The sequence below is a fragment of the Pseudoalteromonas sp. genome, from assembly GCF_041629635.1.
Taxonomy (GTDB): domain Bacteria; phylum Pseudomonadota; class Gammaproteobacteria; order Enterobacterales; family Alteromonadaceae; genus Pseudoalteromonas.
On sequence record NZ_JBFKMX010000008.1, the window covers coordinates 1 to 19748 of the forward strand.

Annotated in this window: 21 protein-coding genes; 18 read left to right on the forward strand and 3 right to left on the reverse strand. The window is 40.2% G+C overall.

Features of this window, described 5'->3' with window-relative positions; genetic code table 11:
- Window positions 1-22 precede the first annotated feature (22 nt).
- Both ABYD77_RS02145 and ABYD77_RS02150 read left to right on the forward strand, forming a co-directional pair.
- Window positions 23-130, forward strand: coding sequence for a hypothetical protein (locus ABYD77_RS02145; RefSeq protein WP_372766656.1), 108 nt, complete (start codon window positions 23-25; stop codon window positions 128-130).
- A gap of 128 nt (window positions 131-258) precedes the next feature.
- Window positions 259-1413, forward strand: a complete 1155-nt coding sequence (locus ABYD77_RS02150; RefSeq protein ID WP_372766555.1) for an IS30 family transposase — start codon at window positions 259-261, stop codon at window positions 1411-1413.
- A gap of 335 nt (window positions 1414-1748) precedes the next feature.
- Here ABYD77_RS02150 and ABYD77_RS02155 read toward each other — a convergent pair whose 3' ends face one another.
- From ABYD77_RS02155 to ABYD77_RS02165, 3 genes are all read right to left on the reverse strand, one after another.
- Entirely contained in the window at window positions 1749-2009 is a 261-nt protein-coding gene (locus tag ABYD77_RS02155) for a hypothetical protein (RefSeq protein ID WP_372766557.1), read from the reverse strand.
- 60 nt (window positions 2010-2069) lie between these two features.
- Entirely contained in the window at window positions 2070-2828 is a 759-nt protein-coding gene (locus tag ABYD77_RS02160) for an ankyrin repeat domain-containing protein (protein WP_372766559.1), read from the reverse strand.
- Between the two features lie 560 nt (window positions 2829-3388).
- Window positions 3389-3643 carry a hypothetical protein gene (locus tag ABYD77_RS02165; protein WP_038638681.1) on the reverse strand — a complete coding sequence of 85 codons (255 nt, stop codon included), beginning with the start codon at window positions 3641-3643 and terminating at the stop codon, window positions 3389-3391.
- A gap of 448 nt (window positions 3644-4091) precedes the next feature.
- On the opposite strand from ABYD77_RS02165, the gene mioC reads away from it, so the two are divergent.
- The 16 genes from mioC (at window position 4092) to ABYD77_RS02245 (ending at window position 19746) form a co-directional block, all read left to right on the forward strand.
- Window positions 4092-4529, forward strand: a complete 438-nt coding sequence (gene mioC / locus ABYD77_RS02170; protein WP_372766561.1) for an FMN-binding protein MioC — start codon at window positions 4092-4094, stop codon at window positions 4527-4529.
- A gap of 425 nt (window positions 4530-4954) precedes the next feature.
- Window positions 4955-6844 carry a tRNA uridine-5-carboxymethylaminomethyl(34) synthesis enzyme MnmG gene (gene mnmG, locus ABYD77_RS02175; protein WP_372766563.1) on the forward strand — a complete coding sequence of 630 codons (1890 nt, stop codon included), beginning with the start codon at window positions 4955-4957 and terminating at the stop codon, window positions 6842-6844.
- 30 nt (window positions 6845-6874) lie between these two features.
- The gene (gene rsmG, locus ABYD77_RS02180) at window positions 6875-7495 is read left to right on the forward strand and encodes a 16S rRNA (guanine(527)-N(7))-methyltransferase RsmG (protein WP_372766565.1); all 621 of its coding nucleotides are present in this window, start codon (window positions 6875-6877) and stop codon (window positions 7493-7495) included.
- 16 nt (window positions 7496-7511) lie between these two features.
- Window positions 7512-8297 carry a ParA family protein gene (locus tag ABYD77_RS02185; RefSeq protein ID WP_372766567.1) on the forward strand — a complete coding sequence of 262 codons (786 nt, stop codon included), beginning with the start codon at window positions 7512-7514 and terminating at the stop codon, window positions 8295-8297.
- Between the two features lie 16 nt (window positions 8298-8313).
- Entirely contained in the window at window positions 8314-9222 is a 909-nt protein-coding gene (locus tag ABYD77_RS02190; RefSeq protein WP_372766569.1) for a ParB/RepB/Spo0J family partition protein, read from the forward strand.
- Window positions 9223-9440: 218 nt separating this feature from the next.
- On the forward strand, window positions 9441-9818 hold the full coding sequence (locus ABYD77_RS02195; RefSeq protein WP_372766571.1) for an ATP synthase subunit I: 378 nt from the start codon (window positions 9441-9443) through the stop codon (window positions 9816-9818).
- Window positions 9819-9833: 15 nt separating this feature from the next.
- The gene (gene atpB / locus ABYD77_RS02200; protein ID WP_100914453.1) at window positions 9834-10688 is read left to right on the forward strand and encodes a F0F1 ATP synthase subunit A; all 855 of its coding nucleotides are present in this window, start codon (window positions 9834-9836) and stop codon (window positions 10686-10688) included.
- Between the two features lie 49 nt (window positions 10689-10737).
- A complete protein-coding gene (gene atpE, locus ABYD77_RS02205) occupies window positions 10738-10971 on the forward strand; it encodes a F0F1 ATP synthase subunit C (protein ID WP_004335261.1) in 234 nt (77 codons plus the stop codon).
- A gap of 44 nt (window positions 10972-11015) precedes the next feature.
- A complete protein-coding gene (atpF, locus tag ABYD77_RS02210) occupies window positions 11016-11486 on the forward strand; it encodes a F0F1 ATP synthase subunit B (protein WP_372766575.1) in 471 nt (156 codons plus the stop codon).
- Window positions 11487-11502: 16 nt separating this feature from the next.
- On the forward strand, window positions 11503-12036 hold the full coding sequence (gene atpH, locus ABYD77_RS02215; RefSeq protein WP_372766577.1) for a F0F1 ATP synthase subunit delta: 534 nt from the start codon (window positions 11503-11505) through the stop codon (window positions 12034-12036).
- A 14-nt stretch (window positions 12037-12050) separates the two neighbouring features.
- Window positions 12051-13592 (forward strand): F0F1 ATP synthase subunit alpha, encoded by a 1542-nt coding sequence (atpA, locus tag ABYD77_RS02220; protein WP_372766579.1) that lies wholly within the window; start codon window positions 12051-12053, stop codon window positions 13590-13592.
- 44 nt (window positions 13593-13636) lie between these two features.
- Complete coding sequence (gene atpG / locus ABYD77_RS02225) at window positions 13637-14497, forward strand: F0F1 ATP synthase subunit gamma (RefSeq protein WP_372766581.1); 861 nt, start codon at window positions 13637-13639, stop codon at window positions 14495-14497.
- A 31-nt stretch (window positions 14498-14528) separates the two neighbouring features.
- Complete coding sequence (gene atpD / locus ABYD77_RS02230; protein ID WP_372766583.1) at window positions 14529-15914, forward strand: F0F1 ATP synthase subunit beta; 1386 nt, start codon at window positions 14529-14531, stop codon at window positions 15912-15914.
- A gap of 13 nt (window positions 15915-15927) precedes the next feature.
- Window positions 15928-16347, forward strand: coding sequence for a F0F1 ATP synthase subunit epsilon (locus tag ABYD77_RS02235; RefSeq protein WP_372766585.1), 420 nt, complete (start codon window positions 15928-15930; stop codon window positions 16345-16347).
- A gap of 341 nt (window positions 16348-16688) precedes the next feature.
- Window positions 16689-17345 (forward strand): ABC transporter ATP-binding protein, encoded by a 657-nt coding sequence (locus ABYD77_RS02240; protein ID WP_372766587.1) that lies wholly within the window; start codon window positions 16689-16691, stop codon window positions 17343-17345.
- 4 nt (window positions 17346-17349) lie between these two features.
- Window positions 17350-19746: an FtsX-like permease family protein gene (locus tag ABYD77_RS02245; RefSeq protein WP_372766589.1), complete on the forward strand. Its 2397-nt coding sequence runs from the start codon at window positions 17350-17352 to the stop codon at window positions 19744-19746.
- Window positions 19747-19748: the final 2 nt, after the last annotated feature.

The following is a 19748-nucleotide window of genomic DNA, read 5'->3' on the forward strand; positions in this document are numbered from 1 at the left end:
ACAAATTGAAGATTTAATTGAAATTGTTAAAACTAACCCGAATATCACTCAGCAGCAGCTGATCAGCCAAACTGATTGCACGCTGGTGGAAGCAAGAAAGGCTTTTGATATGGTTGAGTGGGAAGAGTGATCATTCTTAACTCTGCCTCCATGCAAATATCTTACGCCATCCATGGCGCACTCGTTCATTCTTTTTAAACGTGTAGATTCAATTAATCAGTGCAACACTTTATTTATTCATAAAAGTGGAGCCAGTTAATGAGTAATAGTTCAGCTGTTCGTTTTACCGATAAAGAAAAAGATGAAGTTTGGCGAAGATGGAAGTCTGGTGAATCTTTGAGTGCTATCGGCAATATATTGGGACGCAAAGCGCCTTCAATTTACCATGTTTTATCTAAATATGGTGGTGTAAAACGCTTTAAACGAAAACGCTCTAAGAATCATCTGTCTTTAAATGAGCGAGAAGAAATATCACGAGGTATAGCTCAAAATAAGTCTTTTAGGGTAATTGCTAAAGAACTCAAACGAGCGCCTTCGTCTATAAGTAGAGAAGTATCACGTAACGGCGGTATTCATAAATACAGGGCTTGTACCGCTGACGATAAAGCTTGGAAACGTGCTAAAAGACCTAAACTTTGTAAACTAAAATTAAATCAAGAACTCGCATTATTAATAGCTGATAAGTTAAAAAATTTGTGGTCACCTGAACAAATAGCTGGTTGGCTAAAGTTACAATACCCAAATGATAAGAGTTGGCACGTGTCTCACGAAACAATCTATAAAAGCTTATATATCCAAACTAGGGGAGTATTGAAAAAAGAGTTACTTAAATGCCTTCGCTCAAAGCCAAGAATAAGAGGAACTAGAACTAAAGAAAAAAACCAAAGAGGTCATATTCAAGAGCTAGTTTCAATTAGTGAACGCCCTGCTTCGATTGAAGATAGGGCTATACCAGGTCATTGGGAAGGTGACCTTATTGAAGGCAGTCAAAAAAGCTATATAGCAACATTAGTTGAAAGGCAAACTAGGTATGTATGTCTTGTTAAAGTAAAAAATAAAAGCACACATAATGTCATTCCTCAACTAATAAAGCATGCTCAAAAATTACCTAGTAGTTTATATAAATCGTTGACTTGGGATCGAGATACAGAGCTCAAAGGTCATAAAACGTTTTCAGAACAAACAAATATTGATGTGTACTTTTGCGATCCTCAAAGTCCTTGGCAGCGAGGCTCAAATGAGAATACAAATAGATTGTTAAGACAATACTTCCCGAAGGGTACAAATTTATCAATATATTCTCAGGAAGAATTAGATGATGTAGCACAAGCACTTAATAGTCGACCGAGAAAAACTCTTGGATTTTGTACACCGTTAGACAAATTTAGAGAGTGTGTTGCATTGACTGATTGATCACACACGCCAAAAAGAACGAACCAAGAAAAAGCCGCCCCCAACATCAAACTGATCTTCAAACGTTATTTAAATATGAACATAAACGCCATGAAGCGGCATCCATGCCTAAGCATGGCTTACTCGACACGCTACGCTCCCTGTCTCGCATTATTCATTTAAATCCCTTTTTCAGGTTTGATAGAAGGGGTATCTAAAGACCGATGAAACTATACTTCAGAGACTAATAATTCAGATCAGAGTTTCTTTATATTAAGTAACTTTCAAAACCTATGTCTTAAAAGGAATTTGATTAAGTATAAAACTTAAATCAACTCCGCTTGCCAAATTGAAGATTATTGAAAATCAAAGTTAATAATTTTAGAGACCCAAAAACTAGGATCCTTGATGAACTTAGACCAAGAGCATAAAAAATGAACTTCTTCATGCTCATAATCTACAAACGCTAATTTTCGTTCATTTTTAAACCAAACTAAAAAACCTTCTTCCCAATAGTTGTCAACAGAAGAAATTAAATCGATAAAACTATGCCCATTCCAAGAAACTTCTTTGATGTTCGTTATATAGTTAAATTCAATAGAGTTACAATCTGACAAGGGTATATCCAACACTCTAAAATCGCTAGTCAAGAACTCTATCATCGATTCAGGAACGTTTTAGGCTCGAAGTTTAGTTATATAACCCGCTTCGTCATGCCATTCTTGCGGCTCCAAGTTCTTAAAGAATTCTGCCATTTCATAATTTTTGTTCTTCACAGCTATAAGATAAGGTCTGTCACCATATGCATCAGGTAATGTAATGTCAGCTCCTTTAGAAACTAAGGTTTTTACCAAGTCAAAATCATTGTTTGAAGCAGCCACAGAAACAGCTGTAGGATTATATGGCATTACCATATCTGGCGTTCTTATATTAGGATCGATTCCATTATTCAGAAAAAAGTGGATGGCTTCTAATTGCCTCTTATATACAGCTTGTCGAAATGACTTACCTTTATCATTCTCAATCGAGAGTCCATTAACTAGAAAAAAGTTAAGAAGATCATATCGTTCAGAATATAAAGCCGCACTGTAAGCATTTTTCCCAACACTATCAGACAGATCTATTTTGGAATCATGCTTAAGCAGGTTTAGTATAGTGTCTTCACTACAATTTCTTGCAGCAGTAACAATTGCTGGAGAATCAGGATGATTTAATTCACATCCGTTTAGAAGAAAGTAATCTATAACTTTTAATTTGTTTTCAATAAGAGCAAGGTTGATTGGATACTCTTCAACAAACTCACATACTTCAATTTTTTGGTTAAGCTCCCACTCTTTACCTAAAGTCTCTTCAAGTCCCGCAATATTTTCATCCATGATGTATTGAGCAGTCTGAGATAACTTTGTATTCTCTCCAAATAATTTATAAATTTTCACAACAAGTTCCATTTTATTAAAAGCTTCCCTATGTTAACTACATTCTTCTTTTAGTAAATTATTACGTTAACAAAAATCTATGCGTAACTATTCATTGAACCGCTTTAATCAAACTTGAAAATAAAATTGATGAGCAATTACCAGCATGAATGCTGGTGGAAGCATACCTGATATATGGGTGAATAGCGTCTAGAGACGAACGTAGTTCGACTAGCTATGAACGCGAGAAAAGGATTTCGAGCTGGAAAGCGTACAGGGATGTTTGCGCATCGATTGTATGCTGTTTGCGTTCATTTCAATTTTTATTTGAGGATCAGTTTGATTTCGCGGTCGCCTTTCTTTTGGTTACTTTATCTATGGCGAAGCACTAATTTGTCTGCAACAAATTAGAATGCCGTAGGCAGTCTTTAGATGAAAAGAGGGACCTTGTAATAAAGAAAAGTGACATTAAGCCCATGGATGGGCTTTATCACAATACAGGGAAGTAAGAATATAAAGTTTCGAACAATCCTAAAACCTACCCCTCAACATCCAAAATTATGCAATAAAAAGCCAACTTCTTATAAGTTTCTAACCTGAAAACTGCCCTGCCCGAGCTTTTTTAATAGCATTGCAAGGCGATCTAAACGCCATGATCGTAGCTCATCTACCCTAGCTTGGCGGATTGTATAGCCCTTTCCAGTTTGCGTATTTATGGCAAATAAGTGATACTTATTGGGCTCTAAGTTCGATTCTTGAGCAATAAAGTCTGTCATAGACCCTGTTTCTACTAGTCTTACAAACTCACCTTCTTTGATCCGATAAAAATCAATCACAACAATTCACCAAAACAATCATTACATATTGCCATTTTGTCATATTACGATCCAAAAAACAGATCTGATATTGGCTAGCTAAGTGAAAAGATCGCCTATTTTTAGAATATTTGGATCTTAAAAACAACTTATTAGATCTAATAAAAAACCTGATCTTGAAACCAAATGAATAGATCTATCCACAAGCAGATAAACCTCCCTGTAAAAGGCACCTTTTTACAGACTTTTTTCCCTTGTATTTAGATTTCATAAATAGCTTAACAACGTGTTGTGCACAGTTAGATCGCAAATATATTAAAAATATAATTAAATTTAAAACATTAAATAACAAACACTTAAATAAACAACGATGATAAAACAATCAGATTTAAACTATCCACTGTGAATAAGATCTTTAAACTATGTAGTTTATACCTTAAGATCGGCAAAAATACCTGATCAACTCATCATGAAAAACCTAAGTATTATCGTTGGTAGCCAAATGGGCTCGGCAGAATATGTTGCAGAGCAACTACAAGACGCCTTAGCTGAAGAAGGCCTAAGCGTTACAGTACACGAACAACCTGTATTAGCTGATATTACAAATACAGATTGGCTTATTTGTACATCGACACATGGTGCTGGCGAATTACCTGATAACATTCAAGCTTTTGCTGCAGAACTTGCTGAAGGTGAAGCGTTAAATGATATTAACTACGCGGTGATTGGTTTAGGTGACTCTAGTTATGATCAGTTTAATCAAGCAGCTAAGCAGATTGATCATCTTCTGTTGGATAAAGGCGCAAATAAGTTATTAGATCGCCTTGAAATCGACGCGCAGTCAGAAGAATTGCCTGAAGATATAGCTTTAGCTTGGTTACCACAGTTAATTAAAGTACTTTGCTAATTAATTAGCGATAACGATCATATGAAAAGGTTATTCACAATTTTTGTATTTTTTAGATCGGAATGTGGATAACCCTTGATCTAACCTTGTATTTATAGATGATTATGCATTGGATAGAATTTTAGCTTGATCGCATTGTTGATAACTAGGCTAGTTGATCAAAGGTTTTAAAGCTGTTGATCCGATCATATCAACATCAAGTGATCTAACTTAACTTAATGATTTTATTATCGAATTGAGACTTATCAACAGAAATGGGCGTTCTATATAATATAAATAACAAGATCTTTCTAAAGATCATTTAATTTATATTAGATCAACTCTTTAGATCGTGTTCAATATTTAATCGTTTCACTTCTTAGAATTTCTAGGTAGAATACGCATCCTTTCAAAATCTAACTCGGATATTACGCAGGATCCTTTACATGCTATTTCATGAACAATTTGACGTTATTGTTGTTGGTGGTGGACATGCTGGTACAGAAGCAGCATTAGCTTCGTCGCGCATGGGAATGAAAACATTACTGTTGACTCATAATATTGATACTTTAGGTCAAATGTCATGTAACCCTGCGATCGGTGGGATCGGTAAAGGCCACTTAGTAAAAGAAATCGACGCTTTAGGTGGTGCTATGGCACAGGCGATCGATAAAGGTGGTATTCAATTTAGAACACTGAATTCTTCTAAAGGCCCAGCGGTACGAGCTACTCGTGCTCAAGCAGATAGAAAGCTTTACAAAGAAGCAATTCAGCAAATATTGCAAAACCAAGAAAACTTAACGATTTTCCAACAGTCGTGTGATGATCTTATTGTTGATGGCGACATTGTAAAAGGTGTTGTAACGCAAATGGGCTTAAAGTTTGAAGCGCGTACTGTGGTATTAACGGTAGGTACTTTCTTAGGTGGCCAAATCCATATTGGTATGGAAAACTTTAGTGGTGGTCGCGCAGGTGATCCACCGTCAATTGCATTAGCAAAACGTTTGCGTGAACTACCGTTCCGTGTGGATCGCTTAAAAACAGGTACTCCGCCGCGTATTGACGCGCGCACTGTTGATTTTTCAGTAATGCAGGCACAACCTGGCGATACACCAACACCTGTGTTCTCGTTTATGGGTAAGCAAGAAGATCACCCAACGCAGATCCCGTGTTACATCACTTATACTAACGAAAAAACCCACGATGTAATTCGCAATAACCTTGATCGTTCACCTATGTATGCTGGTGTTATTGAAGGTATTGGTCCGCGTTACTGCCCGTCTATTGAAGATAAGATCATGCGTTTTGCTGATAAAGACAAACATCAGATCTTCGTAGAGCCGGAAGGCCTTACAACACATGAACTTTACCCAAATGGTATTTCAACAAGTTTACCGTTTGATGTGCAAATGCAGATCGTAAGATCAATCAAGGGCTTTGAAAATGCCCATATTTGCCGCCCTGGTTATGCTATTGAATATGATTTTTTTGATCCGCGCGATCTAAAACAGTCACTAGAAACTAAATTTATCAATGGTTTATTCTTTGCTGGCCAAATTAATGGTACTACAGGTTATGAAGAAGCGGGTGCACAAGGCTTAATTGCAGGTATGAACGCTGCATTACAAGCACAAGGCAAAGAGGCGTGGACTCCTCGTCGTGACGAAGCCTACACAGGTGTATTAATTGACGATTTAGCAACGCTTGGTACAAAAGAACCGTATCGCATGTTCACTAGCCGTGCTGAATACCGTTTATTACTGCGTGAAGATAATGCAGATCTTCGTTTAACAGCAAAAGGCCGTGAGTTAGGTTTAGTTGATGATGCGCGTTGGCAAGCATTTAACGAAAAGATTGAAGTAATGGAACTTGAATCTCAACGTTTAAAGGATACCTGGATCCATAAAGATCACCCTGCCCTAGAAAATGTGAATGCATTACTAAAAATGCCACTCGCTCGTGAGGCAAGCCTTGCTGATTTGGTAAAACGCCCTGAAGTAAATTATAAAGATCTGGTTGCGATTGATGGCTTAGCGCCTGAAACAAATAATGACCAAGCGCATGAGCAAGTTGAAATTCAAATCAAGTACGCAGGTTACATTGCACGCCAGCAAGATGAAATTGATAAGCAACTGCGTCACGAAAGTGCATTACTCCCTACAGACTTTGATTACAGCAAGGTTTCTGGCTTATCAAACGAAGTTGTTGCTAAGCTAACAGATGTTAGGCCATCAACAATTGGTCAAGCATCGCGAATTTCAGGTATAACACCTGCTGCAATTTCGCTATTATTAGTGTACTTAAAAAAACAAGGTTTATTACGCAAATCAGCTTAGTGCTGATTTGCTGCTTTCTAGGTTCATTACGTGATTCGCAATAAATTAGATGCCTTATTGGCAAAAACATCGATTACCCTATCTGAAACACAAAAACAGCAACTGGTTAGCTATGTTGAGATGCTTGATAAGTGGAACAAAGCTTACAACTTAACATCAGTACGCGATCCACAGGAAATGGTGGTAAAACACATTCTTGATTCGCTTGTTGTATCGCCTCACTTAGAAGGTAATAATTACATTGATGTTGGAACTGGTCCTGGCTTACCAGGTGTTGTGCTTGCGATTGCTCATCCAGATAAACAATTTGTACTATTAGATAGCCTCGGCAAACGTATTCGTTTTTTAAATCAAGTTAAGCTAAATTTAAAACTCAAAAACATTACGCCAGTGCAATCTCGTGTAGAAGAATATCAACCAGAACAACCATTTGATGGTGTTTTAAGTCGTGCCTTTGCATCTTTGCAAGATATGGTAGACTGGTGTCAGCACTTAGTGGATCACTCTGGTCGTTTTATTGCGCTAAAAGGCCAATTTCCTGAACAAGAAATTGACCAATTACCGGCCTCGATTGAATACCAAGATAAAGTTGTATTAACAGTGCCTGAGCTGGATGCCGAAAGGCATTTAATAATTCTAAAAAAGAACTAATTTGTTAGGGGACACCGTGGCTAGAATCATTGCAATTGCAAACCAAAAAGGTGGTGTTGGTAAAACAACCACTGCGGTAAACTTGGCAGCATCGATGGCTGCAACCAAGCGTAAAGTGTTGTTAATCGATCTAGACCCTCAAGGCAATGCCACTATGGGCAGCGGTATCGATAAATACGACGAAATTGCCACTACTTACGATTTATTGGTTGAAGAAAAACCTTTTAATGACGTTGTAATTACTGAAACCTCGGGTGAATATCATTTAATCGCTGCAAATGGTGATGTTACTGCTGCTGAAGTGAAACTGATGGAAATGTATGCCCGTGAAGTTCGCTTACGTAACGCACTTGAAAAAATTTCTGACCAATACGAGTTTATTTTTATCGACTGTCCACCATCGTTAAACATGCTAACGGTAAATGCGATGGCAGCTGCAGACTCTGTTCTTGTGCCTATGCAATGTGAATACTTTGCACTTGAAGGCTTAACAGCTTTAATGGATACCATTACGCAGCTTGGAAAATTAGTTAATCCAAAATTAGAAATTGAAGGCATCTTACGAACCATGTACGATCCGCGTAATCGTCTGGCAAATGACGTGTCTGACCAATTAAAACAACATTTTGGCGAAAAAGTATACCGCACTGTAATTCCTCGCAATGTACGTTTAGCAGAAGCGCCTAGTTTTGGTGCACCGGCAATGTACTACGATCGCGCTTCTACTGGTGCAAAAGCCTATTTAGCATTAGCCGGTGAAATGTTGCGACGTAAAGAGAAAAAAAGTCAGGCCGTTGCTTAATTTTTGAGGAAAGTGAATGTCTGCTAAAAAACGTGGTTTAGGGCGCGGCTTGGATGCCCTGTTAACATCTGCAAAACCAAAAGTGCAGGATGTTGAAGAGCAATCTAATGCACAAAATGACGGTGTAAAAGATTCAACAACAGTTGCATCGTCAAGTGAGTTACAAAAATTACCTATCGAGTTTTTACACCCAGGAAAATATCAGCCACGTAAAGACATGTCAGAAGAGGCGCTTGAAGAACTTGCCTCGTCAATTCGTGCTCAAGGGGTTATTCAGCCTATCGTTGTGCGTCCTATTGCTCATAACAGCTACGAAATTATTGCTGGTGAGCGTCGCTGGCGTGCTGCACAAATTGCAAAGTTAGATATCGTTCCTTGTTTAATTAAAGAAGTGCCTGATGAAGCGGCTGTTGCTATTGCATTAATTGAAAATATTCAACGTGAAGATTTAAATGCAATGGAAGAAGCTGTCGCTCTTGAGCGTTTATTGAGCGAATTTGAACTTACACATCAACAAGTTGCTGATGCTGTAGGTAAATCACGTACCACTGTGACTAATTTATTGCGTTTAAATAATCTCAATGAAGATGTTAAGCGTTTGCTTGAACATGGCGACATTGAAATGGGCCATGCACGCTGTTTATTAGCGCTTGATGGTGAAGACCAATCTGCAACAGCACGTATTGTTGTAGCAAAAGCCCTAACGGTGCGTGAAACAGAAAAACTGGTACGTTCAGTATTAGAACCTAAGCCTGAAGTTGCGCCAAAAGAGAAAGATCCTGATGTTGTTCAGCTTGAACAACAACTTGCACAAAATTTAGGTGCAAAAGTAGAAATTAGTTATAACCAAAAAGGGAAAGGTAAATTGGTTATTTCTTATACTTCTTTAGACGAGCTTGATGGCATTTTAGAGAAAATTAATTAACGGTATATTAATTTTCGATATACATTTCATTAATATTACCTAATAGTCTAAAAATACCTTAAATTTTGCATAAAAATCACGGTTTAAAGCCTGTTTATGCACCTTCCAAAAGCCTATAAATAAACGGCTTTCAAGTTGCAAATCTGGCAAAAATAAGTATAATTTTGCCAGTTTTTTGTACCCTGTTCTATTGTGCATCGTCAAGGTTGATTATTTTTGTGGCAAATTCATTAGCAAAACCTTTACGAAGCAAAGCACTGAAGTTTATTTATTTACAGGGCGTAGTAGCACTTGCAAGTGCGTTAGTTGTTTGGCTTGGTTGGGGAGTTTTAGCGGGCAAATCTGCATTAATTGGTGGATTTGTGGCGTTGCTTCCCAATTTAGTATTTACCCTTTATGCGTTTCGTTTTGCAGGGGCCAGACAAGTACAGCAAGTTTACTCCTCGATAAAACGAGGGGCAGGATTAAAGTATTTATTAACCATTGTGCTGTTTGCACTGGTGTTTAAGTCGTCCGTGGTAATGTTATTACCATTTTTCTCGGCTTATGTACTGGTAATGATAGTAAGTTGGTTTGCACCGATTTTTTTTCATTAACTTTTGGGATAAAACATGGCTGAAGAAGTAACTCTATCGAGTCACATTCAGCACCACTTAACAAATGCTAAGATGTGTTCGACCGATGCCGGTCTTGCCTTCAATAAAGCATGTGCTGACAGTGGTTTCTGGACGTGGCATATCGATACCCTTGCTTGGTCTATCGGATTAGGGATCTTATTTTTATGGATCTTCCGAAGCGCAGCAAACAAAGCAACTACCGGTGTACCGGGTAAGTTTCAATGTTTCATTGAGATGATTGTGGAGTTTGTTGGTGACAACGTACGTGATACTTACCATGGTAAGAGCGCGTTAATTGCACCACTTGCACTGACCATCTTTGTTTGGGTTTTCTTAATGAACCTAATGGACTTAATTCCTGTTGACTTCTTACCTGCGTTTGCTGGCTTTGTTGGCGAATCAGCGTTTGGTATGGATTCGCACGATGTCTACATGAAGATAGTACCAACCACAGATATCAACCTAACTGCTGCATTAGCGCTAGGTGTATTCTTACTGATGATTGGTTACTCAGTAAAAATTAAAGGCATCAAAGGTTTCCTTGCTGAACTTACGCTTCACCCATTCAGCACGAAGAACAAAATCGGTATGTTGTTCTTAATCCCGTGTAACCTTTTGTTAGAAACAATCGCGTTAGTTGCTAAGCCGTTTTCACTAGCACTACGTTTATTCGGTAACCTGTATGCAGGTGAGCTTATCTTCATCCTAATCGGTGCAGTTGGCTTAATGCAGTTACCATTACACTTTATTTGGGCAGTTTTCCATATCTTAGTTATCGTTCTGCAAGCATTCGTATTTATGATGCTGACGATTGTTTACCTAAGTATGGCAAGCTCAGACAACCACTAATTTATACACTTTTTTAATTTAACTTTTAATTTACATTTTGGAGATAAAAATGGAACTAGTATTAGGTCTTAAATACATCGCTGTTGCTTTACTTATCGGTTTCGGTGCTATCGGTACTGCTATCGGTTTCGGTAACATGGGTGGTAAATTCCTAGAAGCGTGTGCACGTCAACCTGAGCTTGCGCCTTCACTACAAGTTAAAATGTTCATCCTAGCTGGTCTTATCGATGCGGTAGCAATGATCGGTGTAGGTATCGCAATGGTATTGTTGTTCGTACTTTAATTTTATTAATCGTTGAACAGCAAACTATTTAAGGAGGAGCGGTCGTGAACTTAACTGCCACTCTAATTGGTGAATTAATTGCGTTTACGGTTTTCGTACTTTTCTGTATGAAATTTGTATGGCCACCGCTAAACGGCGCAATTGAAGCTCGCCAGAAAAAAATCGAAGAAGGTTTAGCTGCTACAGACAGAGCTGAAAAAGACTTAGAGCTTGCTCAGCAGAAAGCAGCTGACCAGCTTAAAGAAGCGAAAGCGCAAGCAGCTGAAATTATTGAACAAGCTAAAAAGCGTGCGACGCAAATCGTTGACGAAGAGACATCTCGTGGTCAAGAAGAACGTCAAGCTATCATTGCTCAAGGTCACTCTGAAGTAGAAGCTGAGCGCAACCGTGCGAAAGAAGAACTACGCCTTCAAGTTGCTAAATTAGCAGTTGTTGGTGCAGAGAAAATCTTAGAGCGCGAGATCAATGAAGCAGCACATAGCGACATCGTTGAAAAACTTGTTGCTGAGCTATAGATAGGAGGGTATGAGCATGTCTGAATTGACTACCATCGCTCGCCCATACGCGAAAGCGGCTTTTGATTTAGCCGTTGAGAAAGGTACTGTTGAAAGTTGGAATGAAATGTTGTTCTTCGCTGGCGCATTAGCGAGCGATGCACAAGTTAAAGCCCTACTTTCAGGCATTCCTTCTGCAAACGAACAAGCAGATGTAATCATCAAGCTTGGCGCAGAGCAGATCAACGAACAAGGTCAAAATCTTATCAAGCTAATGGCCGAAAATGAGCGTTTAGCCGCTATTCCTGCTGTTGCTGCGTTATATGCTGAGTTTAAATCAGACTATGACAAAGAAATTGACGTTGACGTTGTTTCTGCAACTGAGCTTTCTGCACAGCAGCAAGCTACTCTTAGCGCAGCACTGGAAAAACGCTTCGCACGCAAAGTTAAGCTGAATTGTAGTGTTGATGCTAACACTATGGGCGGTATGGTGATTAAAGCTGGCGATACTGTGATTGATGGATCAGTACGCGGCAAGCTAAATCGTCTTGCAACCACACTACAATCGTAATTGGGAAGAAGAGCATGCAACTTAATTCCACTGAAATTTCAGAACTAATCAAGAAACGTATTGAGCAGTTCGAAGTTGTTAGTGAAGCACGTAACGAAGGTACTATCGTATCTGTTACTGACGGTATCATCCGCGTACACGGTCTAGCTGACTGTATGCAAGGAGAGATGATCGAGCTTCCTGGCAGCCGTTATGCTATCGCATTAAACCTTGAGCGCGACTCAGTAGGTGCAGTAGTAATGGGTCCATACGCAGACCTTAAAGAAGGCGTAAAAGTTAAAGCAACAGGTCGTATCCTTGAAGTACCAGTTGGCCGTAAACTACTTGGTCGTGTTGTAAACACACTAGGTGAGCCAATTGATGGTAAAGGTGCTATCGAAGCAGATGGTTTCGAGCCTGTAGAAAAGATTGCACCAGGTGTAATCGAGCGTCAATCAGTAGACGAGCCAGTACAAACTGGTTATAAGTCTATCGATGCGATGATCCCAGTAGGTCGTGGTCAGCGTGAGCTAGTAATCGGTGACCGTCAGACTGGTAAAACTGCTTTAGCAATCGATGCTATCATCAACCAAAAAGGCACAGGCGTTAAGTGTGTGTACGTTGCGGTTGGTCAAAAAGCATCTACTATCGCTAACGTAGTACGTAAGTTAGAAGAGCACGGTGCACTTGAAAACACAATCGTTGTTGTTGCATCTGCTTCAGAATCAGCTGCGCTACAATTCCTAGCGCCATTCGCTGGTTGTACTATGGGTGAATTCTTCCGTGACCGCGGTGAAGACGCACTAATCGTATATGATGATCTTTCTAAGCAAGCTGTTGCTTACCGTCAGATTTCACTACTTTTACGTCGTCCGCCAGGCCGTGAAGCATACCCAGGTGACGTTTTCTACCTTCACTCACGTCTTCTAGAGCGTGCATCACGTGTTAACGCTGATTACGTTGAGAAGTTCACTAACGGTGAAGTGAAAGGTAAAACTGGTTCACTAACTGCACTTCCAATCATTGAGACTCAAGGTGGTGACGTTTCTGCGTTCGTACCTACAAACGTAATCTCAATCACGGATGGTCAGATCTTCCTAGAAACTGACTTATTCAACTCAGGTATTCGTCCAGCAGTTAACGCTGGTATCTCGGTATCTCGTGTAGGTGGTGCAGCACAAACTAAGATCGTTAAGAAACTAGGTGGTGGTATCCGTCTAGCGCTAGCACAGTATCGTGAGCTAGCAGCGTTCTCACAGTTTGCGTCTGACCTTGACGATGCAACTCGTGCTCAACTAGAGCATGGTGAGCGTGTTACTGAGCTGATGAAGCAAAAGCAGTACGCGCCAATGTCTGTTGCTGAAATGTCTCTGTCACTATTCGCTGCTGAAAAAGGTTATCTAAAAGACATCGAAATTAACAAGATCCTTGATTTCGAAGCTGCGTTAATCTCTTTCGCTAACAGTGAATATTCAGCGCTTATGACTGAAATCAACGAAACTGGTAACTACAACGCCGAGATCGAAGCTCAACTTAAAGAGCTTTTAGAGAAGTGTAAATCTACACAAACTTGGTAAGTTATTAATGGTGACTTCGGTCACCACTGATTCGGAGATAAGTCATGGCCGGCGGAAAAGAGATAAAATCACAGATCGGGAGTATTAAAAATACTCAGAAGATCACCAGCGCAATGGAAATGGTTGCCGCTTCAAAAATGAAGAGAGCGCAAGAGCGCGTGGCAGCGAGTCGTCCTTACGCTGAAAATATACGCAAAGTGATCGGTCGTGTTGCTCAGGCTAACTTAGATTTCAAACATCCGTTCCTTGAAGAACGTGAAGCGAAGCGAGTTGGTTATATTATTGTTTCTACTGACCGCGGTCTGTGTGGCGGCTTAAACTCAAACGAGTTTAAGAAAGTTGCACTAGACGTAAAAGCGTGGAAAGAAAAAGGCGTAGATGTTGAATTTGCTGCATTAGGTAGCAAAGCAGCAGGCTTTTTCCAGCGCTTTGGCGGTGAGTTATTGGCAAGCAAAACAGGGCTTGGTGATGCACCTTCTGTACAAGACGTTATTGGTCCTGTAAAAGTAATGCTAGATGCATACTCAGAAGGCAAAATTGACCGTTTGTTTGTTGTTTACAATAACTTTGTAAACACCATGAAACAAGAGCCAGTGATCGATCAGTTATTACCTTTGCCTAAAGCTGAAAAAGAAGTTTCTAGCCACTCTTGGGATTACTTATATGAGCCAAACCCAGAGGCTATTTTAGAAACTCTTATCAAACGCTTTATTGAGTCTCAGGTATATCAAAGTGTTGTTGAAAACGCTGCATCTGAACAAGCTGCACGTATGGTTGCGATGAAAGCCGCAACAGACAACGCAGGTGACTTAATTAATGAGTTACAACTGGTATACAACAAAGCAAGACAAGCTGCAATCACACAGGAAATCAGTGAGATTGTTGCAGGTTCAGCAGCCGTTTAACGGTTAGGCAAAGTTAACGAGAGGAATAGACATGAGTTTAGGTAAGGTCGTCCAAATTATCGGCGCCGTTGTGGACATTGAGTTTCCACAAGACAACGTGCCAGCCGTATATGACGCGCTAAAAGTAACAAACGGCGAGCTAGCTGGCTTAACTTTAGAAGTTCAGCAGCAGCTTGGCGGTGGTGTGGTACGTGGTATCGCACTAGGTACTACAGACGGTTTACGTCGTGGTACAGAAGTAGAAGGTACTGGTGAGCCAATTAAGGTACCAGTAGGTACAGCGACACTTGGTCGTATCATGAACGTACTTGGTGACCCAATTGATGAAGCGGGTCCAATCGGTGAAGAAGAGCGTTACTCTATCCACCGCGAAGCACCAAGCTACGAAGATCAGAGCAGCTCAGTTGAACTTTTAGAGACTGGTATCAAGGTTATCGACCTTGTATGTCCATTCGCTAAGGGTGGTAAAGTTGGTCTGTTCGGTGGTGCGGGTGTAGGTAAAACTGTAAACATGATGGAACTTATCCGTAACATCGCAATCGAGCACAGCGGTTACTCAGTATTCGCAGGTGTTGGTGAGCGTACACGTGAGGGTAACGACTTCTACCATGAAATGAACGAATCAAACGTACTTGATAAAGTATCGCTTGTTTACGGTCAGATGAACGAGCCACCGGGTAACCGTTTACGTGTTGCTCTTACAGGTCTTACAATGGCAGAGAAGTTCCGTGACGAAGGTCGTGACGTACTTTTCTTCGTTGATAACATCTACCGTTACACACTAGCGGGTACAGAAGTATCAGCACTTCTAGGTCGTATGCCATCAGCGGTAGGTTACCAGCCTACACTAGCTGAAGAAATGGGTGTACTTCAGGAGCGTATCGCATCAACTAAGACTGGTTCAATCACGTCTATCCAAGCAGTATATGTACCTGCGGATGACTTAACTGACCCATCACCAGCAACGACGTTTGCTCACTTAGATGCGACAGTTGTACTATCTCGTGATATCGCAGCACTAGGTATCTACCCTGCTGTTGACCCACTAGATTCAACATCTCGTCAGCTTGACCCATTAGTAATTGGTCAAGAGCACTACGACACTGCACGTGGCGTTCAAACAGTTCTTCAGCGTTATAAAGAGCTAAAAGACATCATTGCAATCCTAGGTATGGACGAGCTATCTGATGAAGATAAGCAAGTTGTATCTCGTGCTCGTAAAATCCAGCGTTTCCTATCTCAGCCGTTCTTCGTAGCTGAGGTATTTACAGGTGCATCTGGTAAATACGTATCACTTAAAGACACTATCTCTGGCTTCAAAGGCATCTTAAACGGTGACTACGATGATATGCCAGAGCAGGCGTTCTACATGGTTGGTTCAATCGACGAAGCGATCGAAAAAGCCAAAGACATGTAATTAGGGGGCTGTTATGGCAATGACAATACATCTTGACGTAGTAAGCGCAGAAGACACTATCTTCTCTGGTCGCGTTGAATCGCTTCAAGTTACTGGTAGTGAAGGTGAACTAGGTATTTTACATGGTCACGCGCCACTGCTAACACCCCTAAAGCCAGGTATGGTTAACTTTGTTAAACAACATGGCGAAGAAGAGATGATTTACATTGCAGGCGGTACGTTAGAAGTACAACCTGGCACTGTAACTGTTCTAGCTGACGTTGCAACACGTGCAGAAGACTTAGATGAAGCAACTGCATTAGAAGCTAAACGCCAAGCTGAAGAGCACATGGCGAACGCATCAGCAGCAGACTTTGACTATGCTGAAGCGGCAATTGAGCTTTCTAAAGCGATTGCGCAAATCAAAGTACTTCAGTCACTTCGAAAGAAGTAACCAAACCTTACATGGTTTATTAAAAAACCCGCCATTCGGCGGGTTTTTTGTTTTTTAAAAAGCTAAACGAATAGCAATGGAACACTCAAAACCATTGATTGGTGCATGGAAACCCCAGAAAAGCGTCATCCACAAAATTCGCTATTGGTCTATAGCTAGGCCATATTCTAGCTGAAGGCGAACAGATATTTATGATAGCGTGTAACTGAGTTTAATCAGGTTTAAAAATCATCTTATCGTTTTGATATTGAATCGGTGACACATCTTGTTGCAAGTTTTGCTTTATTTTAGCAGTGTGCATTTTGTAAACTTGGTAAAACCACTGAGAACAAGGAATTACAGTGATAAGCGTAAGAGAGTTATGCTTTTCTCGAGCTGATGGCGACCAAGTACAAACTCTATTCGACAACTTTGGTTTTGCAGTTGCAGCCCAAGAGCAAGTTGCTTTATTGGGCGACAGTGGTTCTGGGAAAACCACCCTTTTGCATCTTCTCGCTGGGTTACTCAAGCCCGATAGTGGCCAAATAAATATTGATGGTGAGGTTATATCAGCGTATAACGATAAGCAACTTGCCCATTACCGTCGAAAAATAGGCCTTATATTTCAACATTACCAATTGCTTGATTGCCTAACTGTTAAGCAAAATATTTTATTTCAGCACCAGCTAAACTTTCCAAATCAAGATGCTAAAGAATTTAACCTTTTAAGTGAACAACTTGGTCTAAGTGGCAAGCTTCATAAATTACCGAGCCAATTGTCTGGCGGCGAACAACAACGGGTTGGAATAGCTAGAGCATTATTAAATCAACCTAAGCTTATTCTCGCTGATGAACCTACCGGAAATTTAGATCAGGCCCGTTCCAACCAAGTTGTTGAAATGCTAACAAGCTTATGTAAAGAAAGACAAATCAATTTAATTATGGTCACTCACTCGCAGCAGCTGACACAGTATTTTGATACGGTGAAAGTGCTTGCTAACGGGCAATTCAACGAGTAAATCCATGGCCGAAATTAAACTGATATTGACGACCCATATTGCCTATTTCAGACGTCACCCTTGGCTATTATTACTGTTTATTATCGGGCTAAGTTTAGGTAGTGCGCTACTCACAGCTATTGCCGGACTTAACCAAGAAGCTAAAAATCGCCACAATAAATCATCTGCACTCTTAGATTCCGCAGTCAGTCACATAGTTAAGCCGCCAGTAGGGCAAGATTATCTCGATGGCAAGCTATGGTTGAAGTTACGCGAAAGTGGCTTTATCAACGCACAACCTGTATTACAGGGGAGGCTGACTCTCGCATCAGGTAAAACCCTCTATGTTCAGGGCATAAATAGTTTGCTCTGGATGACTAAGCCGATTCCCGCATTATCTACACAGTCTCAGCAACCAACAAACCAAAACACAGGCTTATCATTTGATGCCATTATGATTGATAGCAATCGGGCAGAAAAATATCAGCTAAACGCTAACGATAAGACACTTACACTTCAAAAAAGCCCGCATAAGCCAAAATTTGTTTTAGTTGATGACATAGGCGTTTGGTCTCTGACCGATATTGCTTATGCTGATATGCTACTCAACGCACAAGGTAAGCTCAGTTTTATCGAATTCACGGGGCTAACAACAGAGCAAGTTTCGCAGGTTGAAGACATTTTGGGCCATGAAGCAAGATTAATTGCCTCACAAGAGCAAGACTTTGATGCGCTTTCTGAAGCTTTCTTTTTTAACCTTGCTGCACTGGCTCTGCTTGGTTATATTGTTGCTGCATTTTTAAGTTTTAATGCTATTAAGCTTTCAATAGCAGGACGAAAAAAGCTGCTCACCCAATTTAACCTTTTAGGTTGTTCAAAACAGGCCATCACTACGGCTGTTATCATTGAATTTACCCTTATGAGCTTTGTCACCGCGTTATTTGGCAGTCTTGTCGGTTATTTAATCGCCAATGCGCTGGTACTCGATATAAACCGCACTTTAATGGGGTTATATCAGTTAGATAAAGCACTTACTATCAGCTGGCAATGGCAAACTCTGGCGCTTGGATTTATCGTCAATTTATCGACATTGGCACTTATGGTTATCACTCAAAAGAAGACGTTGAAAAACCAAGGCAACACGCTTTTCTTCCTATCGCTGCTCGGTATCCTTGCCGCATTGAGTTATTTATATTTAAACGCTAACTCTGAATTTGAAGCACTATTATTGTGCTTCTTTATCTTAGCGTTGTTTGTGCTGCTAACACCAACCAGCTTACAAGGATTACTGAGTTTCAAAAACCCATTTAGGCAACCTCTTTGGCAATGGCTTTATGCCGACAGTAAATCTCAATTAACTGAATTACGCATTGCAATTGTGGCTATTTTAGTCGCCCTTGGCAGTGCAATAGGTATGCAAATTATGGTGAAGAGTTTCAGTAACACCTTAAATGCACACCTTGAGAAACAGCTCAGCGCAGACATGTATATTCATGTTGATAAATACCAACCAGAATTAAGAGCTCAGCTAAACAATGACCCTGATATTCAGCAGATTGGCATTTACATGGCATCAAACGGTTACATCGACAGTATGCCAGCAATGCTTGCCAGCTTTGGTAACAGCTCGGATGCTTTCTCACATATCAACTTAACAACAGGCAAGCCAGTCAGTGCTGCGCACTTTGCTGACAACGGCTGCATAGCCAATGAACAAGCACTTATAAAGCATGGCACTAAGCTTGGCGATCATGTGTTATTTAAACAAAACCAGCACAGCTTCTTATGTCGTATTTCAGCGTTTGCTTATGACTATGGCAACACTGCATTGGGCCTAATTACTCTTGAAGACAACATCACGCAAAGCCCATTACATTGGCAGGTGTATGGCTTATCACTGACCTTAAACGATCAAGTATTATCATCTCAAATTATTGAGAAGCTTATTAATGACTATGACATAGATAGCGTCGCTATTTCCGAAAATAAGCGCTTTAAAGAAATTGCGAACAAACTTTTTAACGACACCTTTAAGGTCACTAAAGTATTAAATGGTTTTATTCTCGCCATTGCGCTGATCAGTTTATGTATTAGCTTATTAAGCCTCAGTGCTCAGCACGCGAAACAACTCGCTGTTCTCAATAGCTTGGGTGTCGATCCAACTCATTTACATAAGCTAAAACTCATACAAACTTCAGCTTTAGTAGGCTTTACATGCCTGTTTGCCATTCCGCTAGGGTTAGCTTTGGGTTTAGCGCTGCTGAAATATGTTATGCCCGTAGCCTTTGGCTGGACCATACATTTCTATCTAGATATGCCAGCTCTGATCAGCACTTGTTTATTCTTACTTTTATCTGCTGTGATATGTGCCTATCTGCCAGTGAAAAAACTCACTGTCAGCTTACACCGTAAGGAACACTAATT